Below are 26697 nucleotides of genomic sequence, written 5' to 3'. Positions count from 1 at the left end.
GACAAAAAGCCCTTCGGGGCTTTTTCTTCGTCTGCGCCCTTCAGGCCGAGAGCGAGTTCCTGAGTTCGCCGATCGCCGCCTCGAAGTCCGCTTCGCTTTCCAGCCTGCGCATCGGCGGCAGCGCGGCCAGGAGCCGCCGGCCATAGCCCATGGCGACCAGGCGGGTGTCGCAAATGGCAAGCACGCCGCAGTCGGTTTCGCGGCGGATCAGCCGCCCCGCTCCCTGCTTGAGCGCCACGGCCGCCTCGGGCAGCGAATAGTCGCTGAACGAGCTGCGGCCCTGGGCTTCGAGGCGCTGCGAGCGCGCCTCGACCAGCGGATCATTGGGCGGAGGGAACGGCAGCTTGTCGATCACCACCAGCTGCAATGCATCGCCGGGCGCATCAAAGCCTTCCCAGAACGATGCCGATGCCACCAGCACGCAGCCGGCGCGCCCGCCCTCCGCGCCTTCGCGAAAGCGGTCCATGAGCACGCGCTTGGGCAGCTCGCCCTGCACCAGCACCTCGGGCCGCACGTCGGCCTCGAGCCGTTCGAACTGCTGCTTCATTTCGTCGCCGATGGCGCGCAGCGCGCGCAGCGTGGTCGTCAGCACCAGGGTCCGTCCGCCGAGCTCGGCGGCGCCGCGTGCGGCCAGCTGCGCCACGCGTGCGCTGTGGGCGGCGTCGTTGGGCTTGGGAAAGGCACGCGGCACATAGAGCCCGGCCTGCGCGGCATAGTCGAAGGGGCTCTGTACCCGCAGCACCTCGGCGTCGCCCAGGCCGCACGGCTCGGTGAACCAGCGCAGCGTGGGTTCGTCGCCCAGCGTGGCGGAGGTGAAGACCCAGGCGCGTCCGCTGTCTTCGGGCGCCGCGCGGGCTTCGTGTTCATCGCCGTCGTCGGGGGCCGCGCCGCTGCCGATCTTGAGCACGCGCGTGCGCATGGCCTCGGCAATGTCGAGCGGCGATTCGACCAGCCGCAGCTGCGTGCCCACGTCGACCCAGCGCACCGAGTCGGTTTCGCAGGGCAGCGCAAAGCGTGCCGCGCGCTTGGCGAGCTGCTGCGCCCGCTCATACAGGCGCACGAAATCGGGCGATATCTCGCTGACGGTATCGAGCCCTTCGGCAGCCATTTCAAAGGCGTGCTGCAGGGCTTCGAGCGCGTCCTGCCAGGCCTGCGCGTCGATGCCTTCCGGCGACGGGCCCACCCAGCGCAGCTTGGTGCCGGGCCACTGCTTGCCGACCGCAAGGCGCAGCTCGCGCGCGGCGCGTTCGACGGCCGCCACCAGCTGCTGCCAGTCGACCAGCCCGCGCGCATGCTGCAAGCCGGCTCCGAGCAGGTCGCGCGCAAAGTCCAGGGCCTGCCCGCTGCCGAGCTGCGCGCCCAGGAACTGCACGCCGGTTTCGTTGAGCTGGTGGGCCTCGTCGAACACCACCACGCTCACGGTCGGCAGCAATTCCGCCATGCCGGTCTCGCGCACTGCAAGATCGGCGAAGAACAGGTGATGGTTGATGACCACCACATCGGCCGCCAGCGCCTCGCGCCGCGCCAGGTTGACGTGGCAGGGCTTGAACTGCGGGCACTGCGCGCCCAGGCAGTTCTCGCGCGTGGAAGTGATGAGCGGAATGAGCGGCGAGCGCTCGTCCAGCCCGGGCAGCTCGGCCAGGTCGCCGGTTCGCGTGGCCTTGGACCACTGCTCGATCTTGGCGAGCGTGCGCAGGCTGCCGCGTTCGGGCAGCGAGGCATCGTGGCGCGCCAGGTCGAGCCGGTGCAGGCACAGGTAGCTCGCGCGCCCCTTGAGCAGCGCCGTGCGCACCGGCAGCTCGAGCGCCTCGACCAGACGCGGCAGGTCGCGGCCGAACAACTGGTCCTGCAGGGTCTTGGTGGCGGTCGACAGCAGCACGCGCTCGCCGCTCAGCAACGCCGGCACGAGATACGAGAAAGTCTTGCCCACGCCGGTGCCGGCCTCGACCACCAGCACGCCGCCGTCCTCGATGGTGCGGGCGACGGCCAGCGCCATTTCGGTCTGCCCCGAGCGCTCGCGGAACTGTTCTGCCGCACGCGACAGGACGCCGCCCTGCGCGAAGGCGTCGCGCACCTTGTCCTCGAGTGTTTCGCTCACGCGGGTTCTTTCGGATCGAGCACGTTCTCGAGCCGCGTGATCTGGTCGCGCAGCGCAAGCCGGCGCTTCTTCAGGCGGCGCAGCAGCAGCTCGTCCTGCGGCGAAGCTTCGGCCAGGCGGTCGATGGTGGCGTCGAGGTCGGCGTGTTCGATGCGCAGCTCGATCAATTGGCGGGAAAGGGAGTGAAGATTGGAGTCCAACGTTGGCGCTGCGAACGTATTCCGCCCGCAGCTCGTGTTCACTCGATAATACGTCCTGGTACGAATCCACGAGAAGACAGAAGGCGCGCCGCAGGCGCATTTGCGCTCATGACACAAGGCTTTCGGCTTGCCGCCGCCACCGGTCTCCACAAGGGAGACCGCCCCTATCAGCAGGACCAGGTCCTGATGATGAGCCATCCGCGCGTGCCCGGCTGCATGCTGGGCATCATTGCCGACGGCATGGGCGGGCGCAGCGGCGGGCGCAAGGCCTCCGACCAGGTGCTGATGACCGCGCGCCAGCTGTTCACGCGCTACCACCCCGACCGCGACAGCTCCGCGGCCGTGCTGCGCCAGCTGCTGGAGGATGCGCACACGGTCATCAAGCTCACGGCCCTGTCGAGCGAGCAGGAACCGCACAGCACGCTGGCGGCCTTTCTGATGAACCCCAAGGGCGACTGCGCCTGGATCCATGCCGGCGACTCGCGCATCTACCACTTCCAGAACGGCGAGCTCGTCACGCGCACGCGCGACCATTCCTATGTCCAGGTGCTCATCGACCGCGGCGAAATCACCGAGGCCGAGGCCAATGTCCACCCCAAGGGCAACATCCTCCTCGGATGCCTGGGCATGACCACGACGCCCCCGCCCATCGAGCCGCACTACATTCCCGCGATGCAGCCGGGCGACCTGCTGATGGCCTGCAGCGACGGGCTCTGGCACTACTTCAGCCCCGAGGAGCTGGCCAGCGTGCTGTACGCGGAGCCGCCGCGCGAAGCGGTGGAAATCCTGGTGGGAGAAGCGCGCCGCCGGGCGCGCGGCACGGGCGACAACATTTCGATCGTGGTGCTGAAGCTCGAAGCGCTTCCTCAAGACTGAGCGCTGCCACTGGCGCTCGCCCGGCGAGGTGGGCTCAGCGGCTGGGCGCCGAAGCCGGGGATGCCGGCGGCGGGGGCAAGGGCGCCCCGCGCGGCTTGGTGCGCTCGGCGTTCTGCCGCTCGCGGCTGGCCCGGTGCTCGGCCGCCTTTTGCTGCTTGCTCTCGAAGCGTTCGACCGCCGCCGGCGCCTCGGCGCGCCGCTGGGCGGCCTTGGCTTGCTCGTCGGCGTGGGCCTTCTGCTTGGCCTCGAGCTGGCGCCGGCGCTCGTCGGCCTCGGCCGCCGTCGCGGCGCGGCTCGCCGCATGGTCGGCCGCGCGCTGCTCGCGGTCCTGCTGGGCTTTTTTAGCTTCTTCCTGCTTCTCGGGCGTGTCCTGCGGGCGCCGCGTGGCCGCCTTCTGGTCGAGCTTCTCGAGTTCGGCCGCACCACGGCGCTGGCGCTCGATGTCGTTGATGGCCGTTTCCTGGCGCTTGATGTGGTCGGTCTCGACGCGGCGGCGCTTGCGGCTGTCGCGCAGGCAGTCCTCGACCGCGAACTTCTGGTAGCAGGCGGCGCGCTCCTTCTCGAAGCGCGCGTCGATGGCCGCGCGCTCGGCGGCCAGCCGGCTGCGCTCCGCTTCGAAGTTCGCATTGCCCGCGGCCGCGTTGGACTGTGCCCAGAGCGGCAGGCTGCCCAAGGCCATCAGCATGGCGAGAACAATTTTTTTCATGTCAGTCGAGTGTCCACGATGCGGCGTTCCAGGGAGAGGAACTCGCTCGATTGCATTTCGGTGAGCCTGGAAACCGTCCGCGGGAATTCGTGCGCGAGCGGCCCCTCGGTGTACAACGCCTCCGGCGGTACCTCGGCCGACATGATGAGCTTGACGCGCCGGTCGTACAAGACGTCGACCAGCCAGGTGAAACGGCGTGCTTCGGAGGCCATGCGCACCGGCATGTGCGGCACGTCGGACAGCAGCACGGTGTGGAACTGGCTCGCGATCTCGAGGTAGTCGTTCTGCGAGCGCGGTCCGCCGCACAGCGTCTTGAAGTCGAACCACACAACACCGCCGGCCTTACGCCTGGCGCGGATCTCGCGCTGCTCGATGTGCAGGACCGGGTTCTCGTCGGCCGTTTCGGCCAACCTGTCGAAGGCCTTGCGCATCTCCTTTTCGGCCGAGGCATCGTTGGGCGTCAGGTACATGCGCAGCTGCTCGAGCGTGCGGCGCCGGTAGTCGGTGCCGTTGTCCACGCTCAGCACCTCGAGCTTCTGGTTGAGCAGCGCGATCGCGGGCAGGATGCGGTCGCGGTGCAGCCCGCCGGGGTAAAGGTCGTCGGGCCTAAAATTGGAGGTGGTGACAAAGCCCACGCCGTTCTCGAACAGCGCCACCAGGAGGCGGTGAAGGATCATCGCGTCGGTGATGTCCGCCACGTGGAACTCGTCGAAGCAGATCAGCTTGTAGCGCTTGGAGATGCGCAGCCCGAGCTCGTCGAGCGGGTTGACCGTGCCCTGCAGCTCGCGCAGTTCGCGGTGCACCTCGCGCATGAACTCGTGGAAGTGCAGCCGGGTCTTGCGCCGCAGCGGCACCGCGTTGAAGAACAGGTCCATCAGGAAGCTCTTGCCGCGCCCGACGCCACCATACATGTAGACGCCGCGCGGCAGCTCGGGCCGGTTGATGAACTTCTTCAGCGCGTTGGAGCGCTGGGCCTTGTACTCGCCCCACTCCCGAGCGCAGCGATCCAGCGCTTCCACGGCGCGCAGTTGCGCGGGATCGCTCTGGAACCCGCGCACAGCGAGTTCCGCCTCATAGGCCTGTTTGACGCTGGTCAAAGGATCAGAAGTTCAGCGTGCGCTTGTCCACGGCAAGTGCCGCTTCCTTCGTGGCTTCCGACAGCGACGGGTGCGCATGGCAGATGCGCGCGATGTCTTCGGCGCTGGCCTTGAACTCCATCGCCACCACGGCTTCGGAGATCAACTCGCTGGCCTGCGGGCCCACGATGTGCACGCCCAGGATCTCGTCCGTGGCCGCGTCGGCCAGGAACTTGACCATGCCGGTCGTGTCGCCCAGCGCGCGTGCGCGGCCGTTCGCGAGGAACGGGAAGGTGCCGGCCTTGTAGGCGCGGCCCGCGGCCTTGAGCTGCTGCTCGGTCTGGCCGACCCATGCGATCTCGGGGTTGGTGTAGATCACCCACGGCACGGTGTTGAAGTTGACGTGGCCGTGCTGGCCCGCAATGCGCTCCGCCACGGCAACGCCCTCTTCCTCGGCCTTGTGCGCGAGCATCGGGCCGCGCACCACGTCGCCGATGGCCCAGACGTTGGGCAAGCTGGTCTTGCAGTCGTCGTCCACGGCAATGGCGCCGCGCTCGTCGAGCTTCAGGCCCACGGCTTCGGCGTTCAGGCCGATGGTGTTGGGCACGCGGCCGATCGAGACGATCAGCTTGTCGACCTCCAGCGTCTGGGCTTCGCCCTTGGCATTGGTCCAGGCCACGCTCACGCCCTTCTTGGACGACTTGATCTCGCCGACCTTGACGCCGAGTTCGATCTTGAGCTTCTGCTTGTCGAAGGCCTTCTTGGCTTCCTTGGCGATCTGCTCGTCGACCGCGCCGAGGAAGGTCGGCAGTGCTTCGAGCACCGTGACTTCGGCGCCGAGGCGGCGCCACACAGAACCCATTTCAAGCCCGATGACGCCCGAGCCGATCAGGCCCAGCTTCTTGGGCACCGCGCCGATGCGCAGCGCGCCGTCGTTCGAGAGGATGTTCTCCTCGTCGAACGGCGCACCCGGCAGCGCGCGGGCGTTGGAGCCCGTGGCCACGATGATGTGCTTGCCCTCGATCGCCTCTTCGGCGGCGCCCGCCACCTTGATCTCGTAGCCGGCTTCGCCCGCCTTCACGAACGAGCCGCGGCCATGGAAGAAGGTGATCTTGTTCTTCTTGAACAGGTACAGGATGCCGTCGTTGTTCTGCTTCACGACCTGGTCCTTGCGGGCCAGCATCTTGTCGAGGTCCAGCCCAAGGCCTTCGACCTTGATGCCATGGTCGGCGAAGTGGTGGCCGGCCTGGTCGAAGTGCTCCGACGATTGCAGCAGCGCCTTCGAGGGAATGCAGCCGACATTGGTGCAGGTGCCGCCCGGTGCGGGACCGCCCTTGCCGTTCTTCCACTCGTCGATGCAGGCCACGTTGAAGCCCAGCTGCGCCGCGCGGATCGCGGCGATGTAGCCGCCGGGGCCGCCGCCGATGACGATGACGTCGAATTGTTTGTTGGCCATCTGATTCTTTCTCCTCAGATGTCGAACAGGAGGCGCGACGGATCTTCGAGCGCTTCCTTCATGGCGACCAGGCCCAGCACGGCTTCGCGGCCGTCGATGATGCGGTGGTCGTAGCTCATGGCCAGGTAGTTCATCGGGCGGATGACGATCTGGCCGTTCTCGACCACGGCGCGGTCCTTGGTGGCGTGCACGCCGAGGATGGCCGACTGGGGCGGGTTGATGATCGGCGTCGAGAGCATCGAGCCGAAGGTGCCGCCGTTCGAGATGGAGAAGGTGCCGCCGGTCATCTCTTCGATGCCGAGCTTGCCGTCCTGTGCCTTCTTGCCGTATTCGGCGATCTTCTTCTCGATGTCGGCAAAGCTCATCTGGTCGGCGTTGCGCAGGATCGGCACCACCAGGCCGCGCGGCGAACCGACGGCAATGCCGATGTCGAAGTAGCCGTGGTACAGGATGTCGTTGCCGTCGACCGAGGCGTTGATCACCGGGTACTTCTTGAGCGCATGCACCGCGGCCTTCACGAAGAAGCTCATGAAGCCGAGCTTCACGCCGTGTTCCTTGGTGAAGCTGTCCTGGAAGCGCTTGCGCAGCTCCATGACGGGCGCCATGTTGACTTCATTGAAGGTCGTCAGGATGGCGTTGGTCGATTGCGACTGGATCAGGCGCTCGGCGATGCGGGCGCGCAGGCGGCTCATCGGCACGCGCTGCTCGGGGCGCTCGCCCAGGTCGGGCGCGCCCGCGGGCGCGGCGACTTGCGGCAACGCCGGCTTGGCAGCCGGTGCGGCCACGGCGGGCGCGGGCTTGGCACCCGAGGCCACGGCGCCGAGCACGTCGCCCTTGGTGACGCGGCCGTCCTTGCCGCTGCCGGCCACGTCGCTGGTCTTCAGGTTGTTGTCGGCCAGCAGCTTGGCGGCGGCGGGCATGGCAACGTCGGACTTCGAACCGCCGGTGGCGGCCGCAGCCGCTGCGGGCGCAGCTGCCGGGGCCGGTGCGGCGGCGGGTGCCGCTGCTGCAGGCGCTGCAGCGCTTGCCTTGCCTTCGGTGTCGATCTTCGCGATCAGCTGGTCGGCCACCACGGTGGCGCCATCGGGCTGCACGATCTCGGCCAGCACGCCAGCCGAGGGCGCGGGCACCTCGAGCACGACCTTGTCGGTCTCGATCTCGATCAGGATTTCATCGACGGCGACGGCTTCGCCGGCCTTCTTCTTCCAGGTGAGCATGGTGGCTTCGGCCACGGATTCGGAAAGCTGGGGGACTTTGACTTCTACGATAGACATTTGGAGTGAGCTCCGTTTTGTTCTTCAGGTGTTCGTGTGAAAAAGAGGCTTGGAATTACTTGGTCAGCACGAAGCCCTTGAGCTTGCCAAATGCGCCATCGACCAGCGCCTTCTGCTGTTCCTGGTGCAGGTGCGAGTAGCCGACTGCAGGCGATGCGGAAGCGGCACGGCCGGAGTAGCCGAGCTTCTGGCCTTCCTGCATGTTCTCGTGGATGTAGTGCTGCACGAAGAACCAGGCGCCCTGGTTCTGCGGCTCGTCCTGGCACCACACCACGTCGGCGAGGTTCGGGTACTTCTTGATCTCGGCCGCGAAGGCCTTGTGCGGGAACGGATAGAGCTGCTCGACGCGGATGATCGCCACGTCGTCGGTGCCCTGTTCTTCGCGCTTCTTGGCCAGGTCGTAGTAGACCTTGCCCGAGCAGGCAATCAGGCGCTTGACCTTCTCGGCCTTCAGGCCCTTGCTGTCGGGGATGACCGTCTGGAAGCCGCCCTTGGTGAACTCGGACAGCGGCGAGGTCGCGTCCTTGTTACGCAGCAGCGACTTCGGCGTCATGATGATCAAAGGCTTGCGCAGGTTGCGCACCATCTGGCGGCGCAGCACGTGGAAGATCTGGCTGGCCGTGGTGGGCTGCACCACCTGCATGTTGGTGTCGGCGCTCAGCTGCATGAAGCGCTCCAGGCGGGCCGAGCTGTGCTCGGGGCCCTGGCCTTCATAGCCGTGCGGCAGCATCATCGTGAGGCCGTTGACGCGGCCCCATTTCACTTCGCCCGAGGCGATGAACTGGTCGATCACCACCTGCGCGCCGTTCACGAAGTCGCCGAACTGGGCTTCCCAGATCACGAGCGTGTTCGGGTCGTTCGAAGCGTAGCCGTATTCGAACGCGAGCACCGCTTCTTCCGACAGGATCGAGTCGATGACGACGAACGGTGCCTGGTTCTCGGCCACGTTCTGCAGCGGCGTGTAGGTGCCTTCGTCGAACTTCTCGCGGTTCTGGTCGTGCAGCACGGCGTGGCGGTGCGTGAACGTGCCGCGGCCCGAGTCTTCGCCCGACAGGCGCACCGGGTAGCCGCTGGCCACCAGCGAGGCAAAGGCCATGTGCTCGCCCATGCCCCAGTCGACGTTGACGTCGCCGCGGCCCATGGCGGCGCGGTCGTCCAGCACCTTCTTCACGAGCGGGTGCACCGTGAAGCCGGCCGGCACCGTGGTGATCTTCTCGGCCAGGCGCTTCCACTCGCTGGACGGAATGGCGGTGTCGCCGGCGTCGGTCCACTTCTTGTTGAGGTAGGGATTCCAGTCGACGGCGTACTTGCTCTTGAAGTTCGTGAGCACCGGGTCGACCGTGTTGCGGCCTTCGTCGAAGGCGGCGCGCTGGGCCTTGACCATGTCGTCGCCGAGCGTGGCGCCCAGGCCCTGCGTCGCCAGCTTGTCGGCGTACAGCTTGCGCGTGCCGGGGTGCTGGGCGATCTTCTTGTACATGAGCGGCTGCGTGAGCGAGGGGGTGTCCTGCTCGTTGTGGCCCAGCTTGCGGAAGCAGATGATGTCGACCACTACGTCCTTCTGGAACTCCATGCGGAATTCGAGGGCGAGCTGGGTGGCGAGCACCACGGCTTCGGGATCGTCGCCGTTCACGTGCAGCACCGGTGCTTCGATCATCTTGACGATGTCCGAGCAGTACAGCGTCGAGCGGCTGTCGCGCGGGTCGCTGGTGGTGAAGCCGATCTGGTTGTTGATGACGATGTGCACCGTGCCGCCCGTGAAGTAGCCACGGGTTTCGGCCAGCGCCAGCGTTTCCATCACGACGCCCTGGCCCGCGAAGGCGGCGTCGCCGTGCACCAGCACGGGCAGCACCTGCTTGCCCTGCGGGTCGGCGCGGCGGTCCATGCGGGCGCGCACCGAGCCTTCGACCACGGGGTTCACGATCTCGAGGTGCGAGGGGTTGAATGCCAGGCTCAGGTGCACCGGGCCGCCGGGCGTGGTCACGTCCGAGCTGAAGCCCTGGTGGTATTTGACGTCGCCGCTCGGCAGGTCTTCAGGCGCGGTGTGGTCGAACTCGGCGAACAGGTCGGCCGGCATCTTGCCGAGCGAATTGACCAGCACGTTGAGGCGGCCGCGGTGGGCCATGCCGATCACGATTTCCTGCACGCCCTTGATGCCGGCCTGGTTGATCAGCTCGTCCATCGAGACGATGAAGCTTTCGCCGCCTTCGAGCGAGAAGCGCTTCTGGCCGACGTACTTGGTGTGCAGGAAGCGCTCGAGGCCTTCGGCCGCGGTCAGGCGGTTGAGCACGTGCTTCTTCTGCTCCGCATTGAGCTGCGGGTTGGTGCGGGCGCTTTCGAGCTTCTGCTGCCACCAGCGCTTGTGGTTCTGGTCGGTGGTGTACATGTACTCGGCGCCGATGGTGCCGCAGTACGTTTCGCGCAAGGCATTGAGCAGGTCGCGCAGCGACATGGTCTCCTTGCCGAAGAAGGTGTTGCTGGTGTTGAACACCGTCTCGAGGTCGGCATCGGTGAAGCCGTAGAACGAGGGCTCGAGTTCCGGAATGGCCGGGCGCTCGGCGCGCTTGAGGGGGTCCAGGTCGGCCCAGCGGGCGCCGACGTTGCGATAAGCCGCAATCAGCTGCTGGACAGCGGTGCGCTTGCGGCCGAGCTCGGAATCCGCGCCGCTGGCCTGCACGACCTTGGTGGTGCCTTGCTTCGCGCGTTCGGCAAAGGCGTTGATCACCGGCTGGTGCGGGACGTCCCTGGTGTTGGAGCCATCGGCTGCGGGCACGTTCTGCAGGGCGTCGAAATACGAACGCCAGTTGTCAGGCACGCTGCCGGGATTGGAGAGGTAGTTTTCGTACATCTCTTCGACATAGGGCGCATTGCCACCGAAGAGGTACGTGTTGCCCTGGTACGCGGCATACGCCGTGGGCTTGGAGGAATCGCTCATGATCCGCTGACCTTCGCTTCCCTGAAGGAAGCACTAGCTGGTTAAGAAACCTTCCGCGACACGGCTGAACCGGTTGGCGGATGCGACTGTGGCTGGGGAAGGGCCTGAGTACCTTCGCATTGTGCCACGTCAAACATATGACGGCGCGGCGCGGCTTCGCAAGGCCCGGTTTGCTCACTCAGGCCGAAGAAACCAGCTGCCTGATCTGCTGCAGCGTGGCGGGGTCGTCGATGGTGGTCAGGTCGCCCGGATCGCGCTGCTCGCACACGGCCTGGATGGCGCGCCGCAGCAGCTTGCCGCTGCGGGTCTTGGGCAGGCCCGAGACGAAGCGCACCCGGGCAGGCCGCGCCAAGGCGCCGAGCTGGTCGGCCACCACCTTCATGATCTCGCCTTCGAGCCTCAGCGCCGCGTCGGCATCGGTCACGGCGATGCCGTCCTTCGGCACCACGAAAGCCATCGCCACCTGGCCCTTGAGCGCATCGGCCACGCCCACCACCGCGACCTCGGCCACGTTGGCGTGGCCCGAGATGCTCTCCTCGATCTCGCGGGTGCCCAGTCGGTGGCCGGCCACGTTGATCACGTCGTCGGTACGCCCGAGGATGTAGAAATAGCCGTCCTCGTCGCGAATGCCCCAGTCGAAGGTCGAATAGACCATCTTGCCGGGCACGCTCTTCCAGTAGGTGCTGACGAAGCGCGCGTCGTCCTTCCACACGGTCTGCATGAAGCCGGGCGGGGTCGGGCCTTCGACCACGACCACGCCCTTTTCATTGGGGGCGGTCAGTTCCTCGCCGGTCGATTCGTGCAATATCTTGATGCGGTAGCCGTACATCGGAACGCCGGGGCTGCCGAATTTGCTGGGCTTGGCCTCGACGCCGTTGGCAATGGTGATCATCGGCCAGCCCGATTCGGTCTGCCAGTAGTTGTCGATGATCGGCACGCCCAGGCCCTCGCTGATCCAGCGCGCGGTGGGCTCGTCGAGCGGCTCGCCCGCCAGGAACAGCGCCCGCAGGCTCGACAGGTCGTATTTCTTCAGCAGCGCCGGGTCCTGCTTCTTGAGCACGCGCACCGCCGTGGGCGCGCTGAACATCACCGTCACCTTGTACTTCTCGACCAGGCGCCACCAGATGCCGCCGTCCGGCTGCCGGTCGATGCCTTGCGTGGGCAAGCCCTCGTACATGAGGGTGGCCATGCCGGCGATCAGCGGACCGTAGACGATGTAGCTGTGGCCCACCACCCAGCCGATGTCGCTGGTCGAGAAATAGGTTTCGCCGGCGCGGCCGTCGAAGATGTGCTTCATGCTCGCGGCCAGCGCCACGGCGTAGCCGCCGACGTCGCGCTGCACGCCCTTGGGCTTGCCGGTGGTGCCGCTGGTGTAGATGGTGTAGCTGATGTCGGTGGCGGCCAGCCAGGTGCAGGGCACCTGGGCGTCGAGGTGCTTCTGCCGCAATTCGGCCGCCAGGTGGTCGCGGCCGGCCGTCAGCTCCATGGGTGCGAGGCCGCGGTCGGTGAGCAGCACCGCGGCCGGCTTGTACTTCGACAGCCGGATCGCCTCGTCGAGCAGCGGCTTGTACGCAATGACCTTGCCGCCGCGCGAGCCGGCGTCGGCGCTCACCACCACCTTGGGCTCGGCGTCCTCGATGCGCGTGGCCAGCGAGCCGCTCGCGAATCCGCCGAACACCACGCAGTGGATCGCGCCGATGCGTGCGCAGGCCAGCATCGCGAAGGCGGCCTCGGGAATCATCGGCATGTAGATGAGCACGCGGTCGCCCTTCCCCACGCCCAGCTCCATCAGGCTGGCGGCGGTGCGCTGCACCTCGGCGTGCAGTTCGCTGAAGCTGTAGCTCTTTTCAACGCCGGTTTCGGTGGAAACAAAGATCAGCGCGGGCTGATCGCCGCGCGCGGCCAGGTGCCGGTCGACCGCGTTGTGGCACAGGTTGGTGGTGCCGCCCACGAACCAGCGCGCAAAAGGCGGTTGGCTGGCGTCGAGGATCTGCTCGGCGGGGGCTTGCCAGTCGATCAGCTTCGCCTGCTCGGCCCAGAAGGCCTCGGGCGCATCGACGGACTGGCGGTAGAACTCTTCGTAGCGGCTCATCTGGATTTGTCTCCGTTTATTCGTTCGGCCCTGGCGGCATCGCCAAAACTGAATTCATAATTATGGAGACCGATCTTGCAGCAAGCTGACGGCCGGAACAATCCGGCCGAGCCCTTGCGGTGCGCCGCCGGTTGCGGCTATCGGACCAGGGTGAGCAGCTCAGAGAACGCGGGGTGCTCCGCGGTGCGCAGCCATTCGAAGCCGACCATCTCGGTCGTCACGAGCTCGGCCCCGGCGCCGGCCAGCCGGTCGAAGGCGGCGTCGCGGTTGCGCTCGGTGCGCGAGCTGCAGGCGTCGGTGACGACCCAGACTTCGAACTCGTCCTCCAGCAGGTCGAGCGCGGTCTGCAGCAGGCAAACATGGGCTTCGCAGCCGGCGATCACGATGGAATTGCGCTCTTCGGCAGCCGCCGCGGGCTTCTGCAGGTGCTTGGGCAGGCTGCGGGCATTGCCCTGCGGCGCCTTCGCCGGCACGCGCAGCCATTCGCCGAGCCCCTCTTCCACGCCGCTGAAGTGCATCTTCGACAGGGTGCGCTGGCACAGCGCGCGGATGTCGGGCAGGTTCTCGCCCAGCTTGGAAGGGTTGTGCTCGGTGCCCCACACCGGCAGCTGGAACAGCTGGGCCATCTTGCCGAGCCGCACTGCGTTCTGCGCGACCGCTTCGCCCTCGAAGATCGACGGCATCAGCCGCGCCTGGTAGTCGACCAGGACGAGTTGGGAAAGCGAGGCATCGAGCAGCATGAACCGGTTCTTTCATTCAGATGGAATTGATGGGGCCAGACCGTACCACCGAAACGGCGCGTATCTCTCTAGACTCCGGGCGGATGCGGATCTTCTTTTCGGCCCGGCGCCATTTGCCGATTCTGGCCCTTGGCGCGGCGCTGGTGGTGACCGGATGCGGTGGCCTGCGCACCGCCAAGGCGCCGCTGGACCGCGCGCTCGAGAAGAGCAGCTGCACGCCGAATGCCGACACGCTGATCGTGATGCTGCCCGGCGCGTACTCGCACCCCGACGAATTCGAGCGCGAAGGCTTCGTCAAGGCGCTGAACGACAACAGGCTCGCGGTGGACGTGATGCGGGTCGACGCGCACCTGGGCTACTACGACGCCAGGACCATCCTCGAGCGCCTGAGCCAGGACGTGATGGTGCCGGCGCGCAGCCAGGGCTACAAGGCCATCTGGATCGTCGGCATCTCGGTCGGCGGCTTCGGCGGACTGCTCTACGCGCAGACCCATCCCGGCGAGCTTGCGGGCCTCGTGGCCATTGCGCCCTATCTCGGGGAACGCGCGCTCGGCACCGACATCGCCAATGCCGGCGGCCTCGCCCGCTGGACCGGTCCGCTGGGCGATCCGCCGGGCAGCGACCCGCAAATACCGAACGAAACCCAGCTGTGGCAGTGGCTGCGCGGCTACGTCGGCGCCACCGCCACCTTCGGCGCGCGGCCGCCGCTTTACCTGGGCTATGGCGTCGACGACCGCTTTGCCTTCAGCCATCGGCTGCTGGCGGCCGCGCTGCCCGCCAACCGCGTCTTCACGACCGAAGGCGGCCACGACTGGCCCGAGTGGACGCGGCTCTGGCGCCGCATGCTGCCGACCTTGCCGCTGCCGGGCTGCCCCGGCTGAGGACTGAAGGCCCGCCTCAGTTCGGCCGCAGGCGCAGCAGTTTGCCGTCGGATTCGTCGGTCAGCACGTAGAGCAGGCCGTCCGGCCCCTGCTTCACATCGCGAATGCGGGCCCGGTCGTCGGCCAGCAGCTTGTGCTCGGCCACCACCTTGCCGTCCTTCAGCTCGATGCGGTCGAGATAGCCGAACTTGAGCGAGCCCACGAACAGGTTGCCCTTCCATGCCGCGCCGTAGCGGTCGCTGGTGAGGAAAGCCATGCCCGAGGGCGCGATCGACGGCACCCAGTAGTGCAGCGGCTGTTCCATGCCGTCCCTCGCCGTGATGCCCTCGCCGATCTTTCCGCCGCCGTAGTTCTCGCCGTAGGTGATCACCGGCCAGCCGTAGTTGCGGCCGGCTTGCGGGATATTGATTTCGTCGCCGCCCTGCGGGCCGTGCTCGGTCATCCAAAGGCGGCCATCGGGCCCGAGCGCCGCGCCCTGTCCGTTGCGGTGGCCATAGCTCCAGATCTCGGGCAGCGCACCCGCCCGGCCGACGAAGGGGTTGTCCTTGGGCGCCGAGCCGTCCTTGGCGATGCGCACCACCTTGCCCAGGTGGTTGTCGAGCTTCTGCGCATCTTCCTTGCGGCTGAACCGGTCGCCCAGCGTGAGAAACAGCGTGCCGTCGCGCGCCTCGACGATGCGGCAGCCGAAATGGTTGCGGCTGGCCACCTTGGGCTGCTGGCTGAAGATGATTTTGAGGTTCTCCAGCCGCGTGCCGTCGGCCGAAAGCTGCGTGCTGGCCAGTGCCGTGCCGTTGCCCGAACCACCACCGGCTGCGGGTTCCGAGAAGCAGAAATACAGTGTGCGGTTCTTGTCGAAGCCCGAATCGGCCAGCACGTCGAGCAAGCCGCCCTGGCCGCCGGCCGCGATGGGGGGCAGGCCAGTGATGGGCGCGCCGATCTTGCCGTCCGCAGCGATCAGCCGCAACCGTCCGGCCCGCTCCGTGACCACGAAACGGCCGCCCGGCAGAAAAGCCACCCCCCATGGGTTCTCGAGGCCGGTCGAAATGGTTTCCGGCCGTATCTGCGCCATGGCGGCACCCCAGACGGCCAAGCCCGCCACAATGGCCACCCTTCCTAGGAGGCGCCCAGCTTCCTGAATTCGCAGGTTCATGTCTTTTCCGGGTAGTTGGCGCGATCTTGACGCGAAATGCAGGCCGAATCCAGGCTGTTTGCCTCTTCAATGCGAGTACAAAAGTTCGCTTTCGGCCAATCACTTATGGTTCATAAAGATCAGTCGTTACATTTTTTCTTCGATCGAATCGAAAAAAATCAAACAAATCAAAGACTTGAAGATACATTCGCCAATTCGGATGAGATTGACATAACCGGGCGTCATCAATATCCTACGCGCCATGCGTTTTTTCGTCCTACCCGCGTCCCTCCTGTTTGCCGTCGCAGTCCAAGCCGCCCCCCAACAGGATCGAACCGATGACGAACTGGCCCGGCTGCTGGCGGACAAGGGCATCATCGGCCAACTCAGGCAGGTCCGCCAAACCGTCGCTGAACGAACCTCCGACCTGGTGGTGACCGCCATCGGCTTCCTCGGTGTTCCCTATCGCCGCGGCGGCAACTCGGCCGAATCCGGCTTCGACTGCAGCGGTTTCGTTCGCGCGATGTACAACCAGACGCTCGGCCACGTGCTCCCGCGCCGCGCCGAAGAACAGGCCGCCGCCACCGAGAAGATCGATCCCAGCCAGCTCAAGCCCGGCGACCTCGTCTTCTTCAACACCATGCGCCGCGCCTTCAGCCATGTCGGCATCTATGTGGGCGAAGGCAAGTTCATCCACTCGCCGCGCACCGGTGCCCAGGTCCGTGTGGAAGACATGAACGGCAGCTACTGGAGCCGCCGCTTCGACGGCGCACGCCGCGTGCTCGGTGGCGCCCAGAACGACGAGATCAAGGCCGCGGCAACTGCGGCAACCCACACCGGCAACTGAGCCTTCCCTCCCAAATCCCGCGTCCTCCATCAGGACGAAAAAAATCCCGCCGCGGCGGGATTTTTTGTGGCCGGTCGAAGCTCGCCGGTCAGGCCGCCTTCTTGGCCGGCGGCAGGTCGGTACAGGTCCCGTGCGCCACCTCGGCCGCCATGCCGATGCTCTCGCCCAGCGTCGGATGCGGGTGGATGGTCTTGCCGATGTCGATCTCGTCGGCGCCCATCTCGATGGCCAGCGCAATCTCCCCGATCATGTCGCCGGCATGCGTGCCGACGATGCCGCCCCCCAGGATGCGGTGCGTCTGGGCGTCGAACAGCAGCTTGGTGAAGCCTTCGTCGCGGCCGTTGGCGATGGCGCGGCCCGAAGCGGTCCACGGGAAATGGCCCTTCTTGATCTTGATGCCTTCGGCCTTGGCCTGGTCTTCGGTGAGACCCACCCACGCCACCTCGGGGTCGGTGTAGGCCACGCTCGGAATCACGCGGGCGTTGAAGGCGGCGCTCGACAGCTCCTTGTCGCCCTTTTGCTCGCCGGCAATCACCTCGGCCGCCACATGCGCCTCGTGCACCGCCTTGTGCGCCAGCATCGGCTGGCCGACGATGTCGCCAATGGCGAAGATGTGCGGGACGTTGGTGCGCATCTGGATGTCGACCGGAATGAAGCCGCGATCGCTCACCGCGACGCCGGCCTTCTCGGCGCCGATCTTCTTGCCGTTCGGGCTGCGGCCCACGGCCTGCAGCACCAGGTCGTAGACCTGCGGCTCCTTGGGTGCCTGCTCGCCCTCGAAGGTCACCTTGATGCCCTCCTTCGTGGCCTCGGCGCCCACCGTCTTGGTCTTGAGCATGATGTTGTCGAAGCGCGGCGCGTTCATCTTCTGCCAGACCTTCACGAGGTCGCGGTCGGCGCCCTGCATCAGGCCGTCGAGCATCTCGACCACGTCCAGGCGCGCGCCCAGCGTGGAATACACCGTGCCCATTTCGAGGCCGATGATGCCGCCGCCCAGGACCAGCATGCGCTTGGGGTCGGTGCCCATCTCGAGCGCACCGGTGGAATCGACCACGCGCGGGTCCTTCGGCATGAACGGCAGGCTCACGGACTGCGAACCGGCCGCGATGATCGCATTGCGGAACTTGACGGTCTGCTTCCTGCCGGTGGTGTCCCAGCTGGTGCCCGAGGTTTCTTCCACCTCCAGGTGGTACGGATCGATGAAGTTGCCGACGCCGCGCAGCACCGTCACCTTGCGCATCTTGGCCATGGCCGTAAGGCCGCCGGTGAGCTTGCCCACCACCTTGTTCTTGTGGCCGAGCAGCTTGGCACGGTCGACCGTGGGCGCGGCAAAGCTCACGCCGAGGTCGGCGAAGTGCTTGACCTCGTCCATGACCGAGGCGACGTGCAGCAGCGCCTTCGAGGGAATGCAGCCGACGTTCAGGCACACGCCGCCGAGCGTGGCGTAGCGCTCGATCAGCACGACCTTGAGGCCCAGGTCGGCCGCGCGGAAAGCCGCCGAGTAGCCGCCGGGGCCGGCGCCGAGCACGATCACGTCGCATTCGACGTCGACCTTGCCGCCGTAGCTGGAGGCCGCGGGCGCCGCTGCCGGGGCTGCGGCCGGAGCGGCAGCCTTGGGCGCAGGAGCCGCCGAGGCGGGTGCAGGCGCGGCCGCTGCCGGTGCAGGCGCCGCGGCACCGTCCACCTCGAGCGTCAGCACCACGGAGCCTTCCTTGACCTTGTCGCCCACCTTGACGGCAAGCGCCTTCACCACGCCGGCCGCCGACGACGGAATTTCCATCGAGGCCTTGTCCGATTCGACCGTGATCAGCGACTGCTCGGCCTTGACCGTGTCGCCGACGTTGACCAGCACCTCGATCACCGCGACTTCGTCGAAGTCGCCGATGTCGGGCACCTTGATTTGTTGTTCGCTCATTTGGACACTTTCAGTTTGAGTGTGAGAACGTCGACCGGTGGGGCCGAATTGCGATCGAATTCGCAGGCGGCGGCGATGCCCGCCTCCGCCACGTCGCGCGAAGTGCGCGACTTGATGTCATAGGCCGCGTGCATGGCGCCGAGCGCAAAGCTGCGTCCCGAGCCGATGCTCCAGAACTGCTTGAACTCGAACACCTCGCGGTAGCTGTAGATGCCGTAGATGCCGCTCTGGTTGGCCATCAGCATCGTGAACTGGCTCGACTCGTAGGGCTCGTGCTCGTCTTCCTTGGTCTGCATGAAGAACGCGTCCTTCAGCACCGGATGCAGCAGCGTGAAGGTGCGGAAGATCTCGTGCTTGCTGCCAAACAGCAGCGCCTCGCGCGGCTGCGCGGCCAGCGCATGCTGCAGCACCAGGAAGTGCGCGGCGGCGCCGGCCACGGCAAACAGGCTCTGCCCCGCCGCGTCCTCGACGGTGAAGATCTTCTGGTTTGCCTCGGCGCGGTGCGAGAGCCGCGTGTCGCCGAAGGTCACCAGCGAATCCGCCGCCATCGTGACCTGGCCGCCTTTGCGGACGGCCACTACCGTGGTCATAGCAGGATTCGGCGATAGTCCGCGAGCACCTGGCCCAGGTAGGCGTTGAAGCGCGCAGCCAGGGCACCATCGATCACGCGGTGGTCGTACGACAGCGACAGCGGCAGCGTGAGGCGCGGCACGAACTGCTTGCCGTCCCACACCGGCTTCATCTGGCCCTTGGAGAGACCGAGGATGGCCACTTCGGGGGCGTTGATGATGGGCGTGAAGTGCGTGCCGCCGATGCCGCCGAGCGAGCTGATCGACATGCAGCCGCCCTGCATGTCGGCCGAGCCGAGCTTGCCGTCGCGCGCCTTCTTGGCGAGTTCGCCCATTTCCTGGCTGATCTGCAGGATGCCCTTCTTGTCGGCATCCTTGAGCACCGGCACCACGAGCCCGTTGGGCGTGTCGGCCGCGAAGCCGATGTGGAAGTACTGCTTGTAGACCAGCTGGTCGCCGTCGAGGCTGGCGTTGAAGTCGGGGAATTTCTTCAGCGCCGCCACCACCGCCTTGATCACGAAGGCCAGCATCGTGACCTTGATGCCCGACTTCTCGTTCTCCTTGTTGGTGGAGACGCGGAAGGCCTCCAGCTCGGTGATGTCGGCCTCGTCGTTGTTGGTGACGTGCGGAATCATCACCCAGTTGCGGTGCAGGTTGGCGCCGCTGAGCTTCTTGATGCGAGACAGGTCCTTGCGCTCGACCGCGCCGAACTTCGTGAAGTCGACCTTGGGCCAGGGAATGAGGCCCAGTGCAGCGCCATCCGCGCTGCCGCCGCCAGCCGGCGCCTTGGCGGCCGATGCCTTGGTGCTGGCCTGGCCGCTCATCACGGCCTTGGTGAAGCCCTGGACGTCTTCCTGCGTGATGCGGCCCTTGGGACCGGAGCCCTTGACCTCCTCGAGCGGCACGCCGAGCTCGCGTGCGAACTTGCGCACCGAGGGCGAGGCATGCGGCAGGTTGCCGGTGGGCGCGACCGTCGGCTCATGCGGCGCGGCTGCGGCAGCAGCCGGGCTTGCAGCCGGTGCCGGCGATGCGGCGGCCGGCGCGGGTGCACTGGCGGTTGCCGCAGCGGGCGCGGCTGCAGCAGCCTGCGCAGGCGCCGGTGCCGCGGCACTTGCCGAGCCTTCCAATATCGCGATCAGGTCGCCGATGTTGACCGTGTCGCCCACCTTGACCTTGAGCTCCTTGAGCACGCCGGCCGCCGACGATGGAATCTCCATCGAGGCCTTGTCCGACTCCACCGTGATCAGCGACTGGTCAGCCGCGATCGCGTCGCCGGGCTTCACCAGCAGCTCGATGACCGCAACGTCCTTGAAGTCGCCGATGTCGGGCACCTTGACTTCGACCGGGCCCGAGGCCGCAGGCGCGGCAGCCGGTGCAGGCGCCGCAGCTGCGGGTGCCGGGGCGGCGGCCGCCGCAGGGGCCGGGGCCGCTGCGGGCGCCGGTGCGGCGGCGGCACCATCGGCCTCCAGCACGAGCACCACCGAGCCCTCCTTCACCTTGCTGCCGACCTCGACCTTCAGTTCCTTGACCACACCGGCAGTCGACGACGGGATCTCCATCGACGCCTTGTCCGATTCCACGGTGATGAGCGACTGCTCGGCCTTGACCGTGTCGCCCACCTTCACGAGCACCTCGATCACCGCGACTTCATCGAAATCGCCGATGTCCGGCACCTTGACTTCCACTGCTGCCATATTGTTCGTCTCCCGCCGTGAGGCGCCGTTCGTTCGTTGGTTGTTGCTTATTGATGTTCAGGCGTAAAGCGGGTTGACCTTGTCGACATTGATGCCGTACTTCTTGATCGCCTCGACCACCTTGGCTACCGGCACCGTGCCATCTTCGCTCAAAGCCTTGAGCGCGGCCACCACGATGTAGTGGCGGTTGATCTCGAAGTGCTCGCGCAGCTTGTTGCGGAAGTCGCTGCGGCCGAAGCCGTCGGTGCCCAGCACCTTGTAGTTGCGGCCCTTCGGGATGAAGGGGCGGATCTGCTCGGCGTAGGCCTTCATGTAGTCGGTCGATGCCACCACCGGTCCGGTCGTGGGTGCCAGTTGCTCGGCCACGAAGGGCACGCGCGGCGCCTGGTCCGGGTGCAGCAGGTTCCAGCGGTCGGCGTCCTGGCCGTCGCGCGTCAGCTCGTTGAAGCTCGGGCAGCTCCACACCGAGGCCGAAACGCCCCAGTCCTTCTCGAGCAGCTCCTGCGCCGCGAAGCTTTCGCGCAGGATCGTGCCGCTGCCCAGCAGCTGCACGGTGGGCGACTTGGCCTTCAGCGCCGGGCCCTGCCTGGACAGGTACATGCCCTTGATGATCTGCTCCTCGGTGCCGGGCTGCAGGCCGGGCATCGGGTAGTTCTCGTTGAGCAGCGTGAGGTAGTAGTAGACGTTGTCCTGCTTCTCGACCATGCGCTTCAAGCCATGGTGCAGGATCACGCCCACTTCGTGCGCGAAGGTCGGGTCGTAGCTCACGCAGTTGGGGATGGTGTTGGCCAGGATGTGGCTGTGGCCGTCTTCGTGCTGCAGGCCTTCGCCGTTGAGCGTGGTGCGCCCCGAGGTGCCGCCCAGCAGGAAGCCGCGCGCCTGCATGTCGCCGGCCGCCCAGGCCAGGTCGCCGATGCGCTGGAAGCCGAACATCGAGTAGTACACGTAGAACGGCACCATGATGCGGTTGTTCGTGCTGTACGACGTGGCCGCCGCGATCCAGCTCGACATGCCGCCGGCTTCGTTGATGCCTTCCTGCAGGATCTGGCCGGCCTTGTCTTCCTTGTAGTACATGACCTGGTCCTTGTCGACCGGGGTGTACTGCTGGCCAGCGGGGTTGTAGATGCCGATCTGGCGGAACAACCCTTCCATGCCGAAGGTGCGCGCCTCGTCCACCAGGATGGGCACCACGCGCGGACCCAGCGCCTTGTCGCGCAGGAGCTGCGTGAGGAAGCGCACGTAGGCCTGCGTGGTGGAGATCTCGCGGCCCTCCGCCGTGGGTTCCATCACCGACTTGAAGGTGTCCAGCGAGGGAACCGTGAAGCTCTCGTCGGCCTTGGTGCGGCGGTGCGGCAGGTAGCCGCCCAGGGCCTTGCGGCGCTCGTGCAGGTACTTCATTTCCGGCGTGTCGTCGGCCGGCTTGTAGAACGGCAGGTCGGCGATCTTGCTGTCCGGGATCGGGATGTTGAAGCGGTCGCGGAAGGCCATGATGTCCTCATCGCTGAGCTTCTTGGTCTGGTGGACGTTGTTCTTGCCCTCGCCGATCTTGCCCATGCCGAAGCCCTTGACCGTCTTGATCAGGAGCACCGTGGGCTGGCCCTTGTGCTTCACGGCCGCGTCGAAGGCCGCGTAGACCTTCTGCGAGTCGTGGCCGCCGCGGCGCAGCTGCCAGATGTCGTCGTCGCTCATCTTGGAGACCATCTCGAGCGTGCGCGGATCGCGGCCGAAGAAGTGCTTGCGGACGTAGGCGCCGTCGTTGGCCTTGAAGGCCTGGTAGTCGCCGTCGTTGGTCTCCATCATGATCTTGCGCAGCGCACCTTCCTTGTCGCGCGCCAGCAGCGGGTCCCAGCTGCTGCCCCAGATCAGCTTGATGACGTTCCAGCCCGAACCGCGGAATTCGCCTTCGAGTTCCTGGATGATCTTGCCGTTGCCGCGCACCGGGCCGTCCAGGCGCTGCAGGTTGCAGTTGATGACGAAGATCAGGTTGTCCAGGCCTTCGCGCGCGGCCAGGCCGATGGCGCCCAGCGATTCGACTTCGTCCATTTCGCCGTCGCCGCAGAACACCCAGACCTTGCGGTTCTCGGTGTTGGCAATGCCGCGGGCGTGCAGGTATTTCAGGAAGCGGGCCTGGTAGATGGCCATCAGCGGGCCGAGGCCCATCGAGACGGTCGGGAATTGCCAGAACTCGGGCATCAGCTTGGGATGCGGGTAGCTGGAAAGGCCCTTGCCGTCGACTTCCTGGCGGAAATTGAGCAGCTGCTCTTCGCTCAGTCGGCCTTCGAGGTAGGCGCGGGCATAGATGCCGGGCGAGACGTGGCCCTGGATGTAGAGGCAGTCGCCGCCGTGGTTTTCGCTCTCGGCGTGCCAGAAGTGGTTGAAGCCGGCGCCGAACATGTTCGCCAGCGAGGCGAAGGAGCCGATGTGGCCGCCGAGGTCGCCGCCTTCGGCCGGGTGGTGGCGGTTGGCCTTGACCACCATCGCCATGGCGTTCCAGCGCATGTAGGCGCGCAGGCGCTCCTCGATCTCGAGGTTGCCGGGGCAGCGCTCTTCCTGGTCGGGCTCGATGGTGTTGACGTAGGCCGTGTTGGCGGAGAACGGCTTGTCGATGCTGTGCTGCCGCGCATGTTCGAGCAGCTGCTCGAGAAGGAAGTGGGCCCGTTCAGGTCCCTCGCTTTGGATGACGGAGGACAGTGCATCCATCCATTCACGGGTTTCCTGGGCGTCCGCGTCGTTCGCGGCCGAGCCGAACAGGTTCTCGGGATTTGCCGACATGCTTGTCTCTCCTTTAGGGCTGTGGCTGTAATTTAGTGCGCTCTTCGATCACCGCGCGGAAGTTTCTCATAGAAATGCTTCCATTTCAAATAGTGCATGCTGATTTCTTAATGTGATATTTTGGAAACAAAGTCGTCCGCGTCGGAATCAATGGCACTGCGGCCCTGCTCTCCTTGGCGCAGAGGCCATCACCTAAACTCGCAGGATGCCTTTTTCCTCTCCGCTGGCGGTTGCCCGCAGCGCCGTGAATGCGTCTCCGCTCTCGTGGTGGCGCCGCTGGTGGCGCCAGCAAACGCCGGTGCTGCAAGACGCGGTCGCCATGCTGGCGCCGATTGCGGCGGTGCTGCTGTTCCTGGCGGCCATCGTGTCGGCGTTCTGGTACCTGCGCACCGAGGAAGTCGAGCGCGAGCAGGAATCCGTGCGGCGCGACGTCGAATACGCGCAGCAGCGCATGCGCCTGCGCCTGCTCGAGCGCCAGGAACAGCTGATGCGCATCGCGCGCGACGCCTCCAACCGCGAGATCGACCCGATCGAATTCGCGAGCCGCGCGGAATCGCTCGTGAGCCAGTTCCCCGAGCTGCAGACCGTCACCTGGATCGACGACCGGCGCCGCTTCAAGGCCGGCTATTCGGCGCCGAGCGTGCATCCCGCGCAGCAGCACCTGATCGGCGACGTGCTGCGCCCGGGCGACGTGGAGAGCAACTACGCCCTGGCCCGCGAGCTGCGCCAGCCGGTTTTCTCCCAGCCGGTGGCGGGCAGCGATCCCGCGGCGATGCTGCAGCTGCACATTCCGCTCTTCGACCAGGGCCTGTTCGCGGGCGTGGTGCTGGGCGAGTTTTCGGTCGACGGCCTGCTGCGCTACGGCATGCCCTCGGAAGTGCAGGCGCGCTATGCGGTCTCGCTGCTCGACGCCAAGGGCAACGTGCTCGCGGGCAATACGGCCAACCTGAGGGAAGGCGGCACGCGGCTCCTCCCCTGGCCCGAAAGAACCAATGAGTACGAAGTGCCGGTGTCGCCCGTCGGCAACGCACTGGTCTTGCGCGCCCAGGCCTACCGGACCTCGCAGGGGGTGGTCGGCAACGGCCTGTTCTGGCTGGTCTGCGCGCTCAGCGTGCTGACCAGCTGGATGCTGATCGGCACCTGGCGCCACACCCGGCGGCGCCAGCAGGCCCAGCAACGGCTGGTTGCCGAGACCAACTTCCGCCGCGCGATGGAAAACTCCATGCTCACCGGCATGCGCGTGCTCGACCTGCAGGGCCGCATCACCTACGTGAACGCCGCCTTCTGCGCAATGACGGGCTGGAGCGAAGCCGAGCTGGTGGGCCAGTCGCCGCCGTTCCCCTATTGGCTGGAGTCGGACCGCGAAGTGATGAACGAGCGGCTCGAGGAAGAACTGCACGGCCGCGCCCTGCCCGGCGGCTTCCAGGTGCGCGTGAAGCGCAAGAACGGCAGCGTGTTCAACGCCCGGCTCTATGTGTCGCCGCTGATCGACGCGCGCGGCCACCAGACCGGCTGGATGACGTCGATGACCGACATCACCGAACCCACGCGCATCCGCGAGCAGCTGTCGGCTTCCTACGAGCGCTTCACCACGGTGCTGGAGGCGCTCGACGCCGCCGTGTCGGTTGCGCCCATCGGCAGCGAGGAACTGCTGTTCGCAAACAAGCTGTACCGGCTCTGGTTCGGCTCCGACACCGTGGGCCACCTGGGCATGGTGGCGCAGGCCGGCGTGCCCACCTCCAATGCGCACGACGAGGGCCTGGACGACGTCGACCCCTACGCCGGCCTGCCGATCGACACCCTGACCGCCGCCCAGGCTGCCAACAACGAGATCTTCGTGCCGCACCTGGGCAAGTGGCTCGAAGTGCGCTCGCGCTACCTCACCTGGGTCGACGGCCGGCTGGCCCAGCTGGTGATCGCCACCGACATCACGCCGCGGCGCGACGCCGAGGAGCAGGCCGCCGCGCAGGCCGACCGCGCACAGGCCGCGAGCCGCCTGATCACGATGGGCGAGATGGCCTCCAGCGTGGCGCACGAGCTCAACCAGCCGCTGACGGCCATCACCAACTACTGCAACGGCATGATGTCGCGCATCAAGGGGCAGGCCATCGACACCGAGGCGCTGCTCGCGGCACTGGAGAAAACCTCCAAGCAGGCGCAGCGCGCGGGGCAGATCATCCAGCGCATCCGCTCGTTCGTGAAGCGCAGCGAGCCCAACCGCACCGCCGCCGACGTGTCGACCATGGTCAGCGAGGCGGTCGAGCTCGCGGGCATCGAGCTGCGGCGGCGCAACGTGCGGCTCAACCACTACGTGGCCGCGCGGCTGCCGGTGGTGCAGGTGGACCCGATCCTGATCGAGCAGGTGATGGTCAACCTGCTGAAGAACGCGGCCGAGTCCATCGACATTGCCGAGCGGCCGCTCGCCCGCCGCAGCGTCGAGCTGCGCGTGCTGCCCAAGGTGATCGAGGGCCACAACGCCATCGAGTTCTCGGTGCAGGACACCGGCAAGGGCCTGGCCCCCGAGGTGATGGACCGCCTGTACGAGGCCTTCTTCTCCACCAAGCCGGAGGGCATGGGCATCGGGCTGAACCTCTGCCGCACCATCGTGGAGTCCCACCGCGGCCGGATGCAGGCGGAGAACATCTACAATGGTCCGGATGTGATCGGATGCCGTTTTTCCTTCTGGATTCCGGTGTTGGACGCTCCCAGTTCCGTAGCAAGCGACGAGGCAAAGGTACCTGCATGAGTTTGATTCCGAAGAAGGGCACTGTCTATGTCGTCGACGACGACGAAGCCGTGCGAGATTCGCTGCAATGGCTGCTCGAAGGCAAGGACTACCGGGTTCGCTGCTTCGATTCGGCCGAGTCCTTCCTCTCCCGATACGACCCGCGCGAAGTCGCCTGTCTGATCGTCGACATCCGCATGGCCGGCATGACCGGCCTCGAACTGCAGGACCGGCTGATCGAACGGCGCTCCCCGCTGCCCATCGTGGTGATCACCGGCCACGGCGACGTGCCGATGGCGGTCGACAGCATGAAGAAGGGCGCGATGGATTTCATCCAGAAGCCGTTCAACGACGAGGAACTCGTCACGCTGGTCGAGCGCATGCTCGAGCACGCGCGCGGCGCCTTCACGCAGCACCAGCAGTCGGCCAGCCGCGATGCGCTGCTGTCCAAGCTCACCGGCCGCGAGGCCCAGGTGCTCGAGCGCATCGTCGCCGGCCGCCTGAACAAGCAGATTGCCGACGACCTGGGCATCAGCATCAAGACGGTCGAGGCGCACCGCGCCAACATCATGGAAAAGCTCAACGCCAACACCGTGGCCGATCTGCTCAAGATCGCACTCGGGCAGGCGGCACCGGCCGCCAAAGCCTGAAATGGGCCCCCACGCTCATCACTTCGTGTATTCGCTGCCCCCCGAGGGGGCGCAGGCCTCCCTTG

General features: G+C 66.5%; 19 protein-coding genes. 5 read left to right on the top strand and 14 right to left on the bottom strand.

The features are described 5' to 3' along the window. Positions 1-40: 40 nt before the first annotated feature. Positions 41-2098 (bottom strand): ATP-dependent DNA helicase, encoded by a 2058-nt coding sequence (locus ACAM58_RS10830; RefSeq protein WP_018902792.1) that lies wholly within the window; start codon positions 2096-2098, stop codon positions 41-43. After that, on the bottom strand, positions 2095-2298 hold the full coding sequence (locus tag ACAM58_RS10825; RefSeq protein ID WP_012747296.1) for a YdcH family protein: 204 nt from the start codon (positions 2296-2298) through the stop codon (positions 2095-2097). The genes ACAM58_RS10830 and ACAM58_RS10825 overlap by 4 nt, the downstream gene beginning before the upstream one ends. Positions 2299-2406: 108 nt before the next feature. On the opposite strand from ACAM58_RS10825, the gene ACAM58_RS10820 reads away from it, so the two are divergent. Further along, complete coding sequence (locus ACAM58_RS10820) at positions 2407-3174, top strand: PP2C family serine/threonine-protein phosphatase (RefSeq protein ID WP_012747295.1); 768 nt, start codon at positions 2407-2409, stop codon at positions 3172-3174. A 34-nt stretch (positions 3175-3208) separates the two neighbouring features. Here the strand turns inward: ACAM58_RS10820 and ACAM58_RS10815 are convergent, their stop codons facing one another. From ACAM58_RS10815 to ACAM58_RS10785, 7 genes are all read right to left on the bottom strand, one after another. Then, complete coding sequence (locus tag ACAM58_RS10815) at positions 3209-3880, bottom strand: hypothetical protein (protein ID WP_012747294.1); 672 nt, start codon at positions 3878-3880, stop codon at positions 3209-3211. Next, positions 3877-4977: a cell division protein ZapE gene (gene zapE / locus ACAM58_RS10810; protein ID WP_012747293.1), complete on the bottom strand. Its 1101-nt coding sequence runs from the start codon at positions 4975-4977 to the stop codon at positions 3877-3879. The genes ACAM58_RS10815 and zapE overlap by 4 nt, the downstream gene beginning before the upstream one ends. Positions 4978-4981: 4 nt before the next feature. Next, positions 4982-6412 (bottom strand): dihydrolipoyl dehydrogenase, encoded by a 1431-nt coding sequence (lpdA, locus tag ACAM58_RS10805; protein ID WP_018902795.1) that lies wholly within the window; start codon positions 6410-6412, stop codon positions 4982-4984. A 14-nt stretch (positions 6413-6426) separates the two neighbouring features. Next, positions 6427-7686 (bottom strand): 2-oxoglutarate dehydrogenase complex dihydrolipoyllysine-residue succinyltransferase, encoded by a 1260-nt coding sequence (gene odhB, locus ACAM58_RS10800; RefSeq protein ID WP_027730836.1) that lies wholly within the window; start codon positions 7684-7686, stop codon positions 6427-6429. 55 nt (positions 7687-7741) lie between these two features. Further along, on the bottom strand, positions 7742-10618 hold the full coding sequence (locus ACAM58_RS10795; protein WP_307591746.1) for a 2-oxoglutarate dehydrogenase E1 component: 2877 nt from the start codon (positions 10616-10618) through the stop codon (positions 7742-7744). A gap of 178 nt (positions 10619-10796) precedes the next feature. After that, positions 10797-12764 (bottom strand): propionate--CoA ligase, encoded by a 1968-nt coding sequence (locus ACAM58_RS10790; protein ID WP_369664485.1) that lies wholly within the window; start codon positions 12762-12764, stop codon positions 10797-10799. Positions 12765-12847: 83 nt separating this feature from the next. Next, complete coding sequence (locus ACAM58_RS10785) at positions 12848-13450, bottom strand: isochorismatase family protein (RefSeq protein ID WP_278879449.1); 603 nt, start codon at positions 13448-13450, stop codon at positions 12848-12850. 83 nt (positions 13451-13533) lie between these two features. Between ACAM58_RS10785 and ACAM58_RS10780 the strand changes: the two genes are divergently transcribed. Beyond that, on the top strand, positions 13534-14331 hold the full coding sequence (locus ACAM58_RS10780; protein WP_369664420.1) for an alpha/beta fold hydrolase: 798 nt from the start codon (positions 13534-13536) through the stop codon (positions 14329-14331). Positions 14332-14347: 16 nt separating this feature from the next. On the opposite strand, the gene ACAM58_RS10775 is transcribed toward ACAM58_RS10780, so the two are convergent. After that, a complete protein-coding gene (locus ACAM58_RS10775) occupies positions 14348-15400 on the bottom strand; it encodes a PQQ-dependent sugar dehydrogenase (RefSeq protein WP_369664484.1) in 1053 nt (350 codons plus the stop codon). 322 nt (positions 15401-15722) lie between these two features. Between ACAM58_RS10775 and ACAM58_RS10770 the strand changes: the two genes are divergently transcribed. Then, positions 15723-16307: a C40 family peptidase gene (locus ACAM58_RS10770; protein ID WP_012747285.1), complete on the top strand. Its 585-nt coding sequence runs from the start codon at positions 15723-15725 to the stop codon at positions 16305-16307. A gap of 88 nt (positions 16308-16395) precedes the next feature. On the opposite strand, the gene lpdA (ACAM58_RS10765) is transcribed toward ACAM58_RS10770, so the two are convergent. Genes lpdA (ACAM58_RS10765) through aceE form a run of 4 tightly spaced genes read right to left on the bottom strand, consistent with a single transcriptional unit; the run spans position 16396 to position 23257 of the window. Further along, a complete protein-coding gene (lpdA, locus tag ACAM58_RS10765; protein WP_018902809.1) occupies positions 16396-18222 on the bottom strand; it encodes a dihydrolipoyl dehydrogenase in 1827 nt (608 codons plus the stop codon). Beyond that, positions 18219-18812: an MFS transporter gene (locus tag ACAM58_RS10760; protein ID WP_012747283.1), complete on the bottom strand. Its 594-nt coding sequence runs from the start codon at positions 18810-18812 to the stop codon at positions 18219-18221. Before ACAM58_RS10760 ends, lpdA (ACAM58_RS10765) begins: the two co-directional genes overlap by 4 nt. Continuing rightward, complete coding sequence (aceF, locus tag ACAM58_RS10755) at positions 18809-20485, bottom strand: dihydrolipoyllysine-residue acetyltransferase (protein WP_369664419.1); 1677 nt, start codon at positions 20483-20485, stop codon at positions 18809-18811. The genes ACAM58_RS10760 and aceF overlap by 4 nt, the downstream gene beginning before the upstream one ends. Positions 20486-20542: 57 nt before the next feature. Then, complete coding sequence (gene aceE, locus ACAM58_RS10750) at positions 20543-23257, bottom strand: pyruvate dehydrogenase (acetyl-transferring), homodimeric type (RefSeq protein ID WP_012747281.1); 2715 nt, start codon at positions 23255-23257, stop codon at positions 20543-20545. Between the two features lie 205 nt (positions 23258-23462). On the opposite strand from aceE, the gene ACAM58_RS10745 reads away from it, so the two are divergent. Together ACAM58_RS10745 and ACAM58_RS10740 are read left to right on the top strand one after the other, a co-directional pair. Then, positions 23463-26003, top strand: a complete 2541-nt coding sequence (locus tag ACAM58_RS10745) for a PAS domain S-box protein (RefSeq protein ID WP_012747280.1) — start codon at positions 23463-23465, stop codon at positions 26001-26003. Then, a complete protein-coding gene (locus ACAM58_RS10740) occupies positions 26000-26632 on the top strand; it encodes a response regulator transcription factor (RefSeq protein ID WP_012747279.1) in 633 nt (210 codons plus the stop codon). Before ACAM58_RS10745 ends, ACAM58_RS10740 begins: the two co-directional genes overlap by 4 nt. Positions 26633-26697 lie beyond the last annotated feature (65 nt).

This window comes from Variovorax sp. V116 (assembly GCF_041154435.1).
Taxonomy (GTDB): Bacteria; Pseudomonadota; Gammaproteobacteria; order Burkholderiales; family Burkholderiaceae_C; genus Variovorax; species Variovorax paradoxus.
The sequence above is the reverse complement of the archived record's forward strand: the minus strand, read 5'-3'. Positions and strand labels throughout refer to the sequence as shown.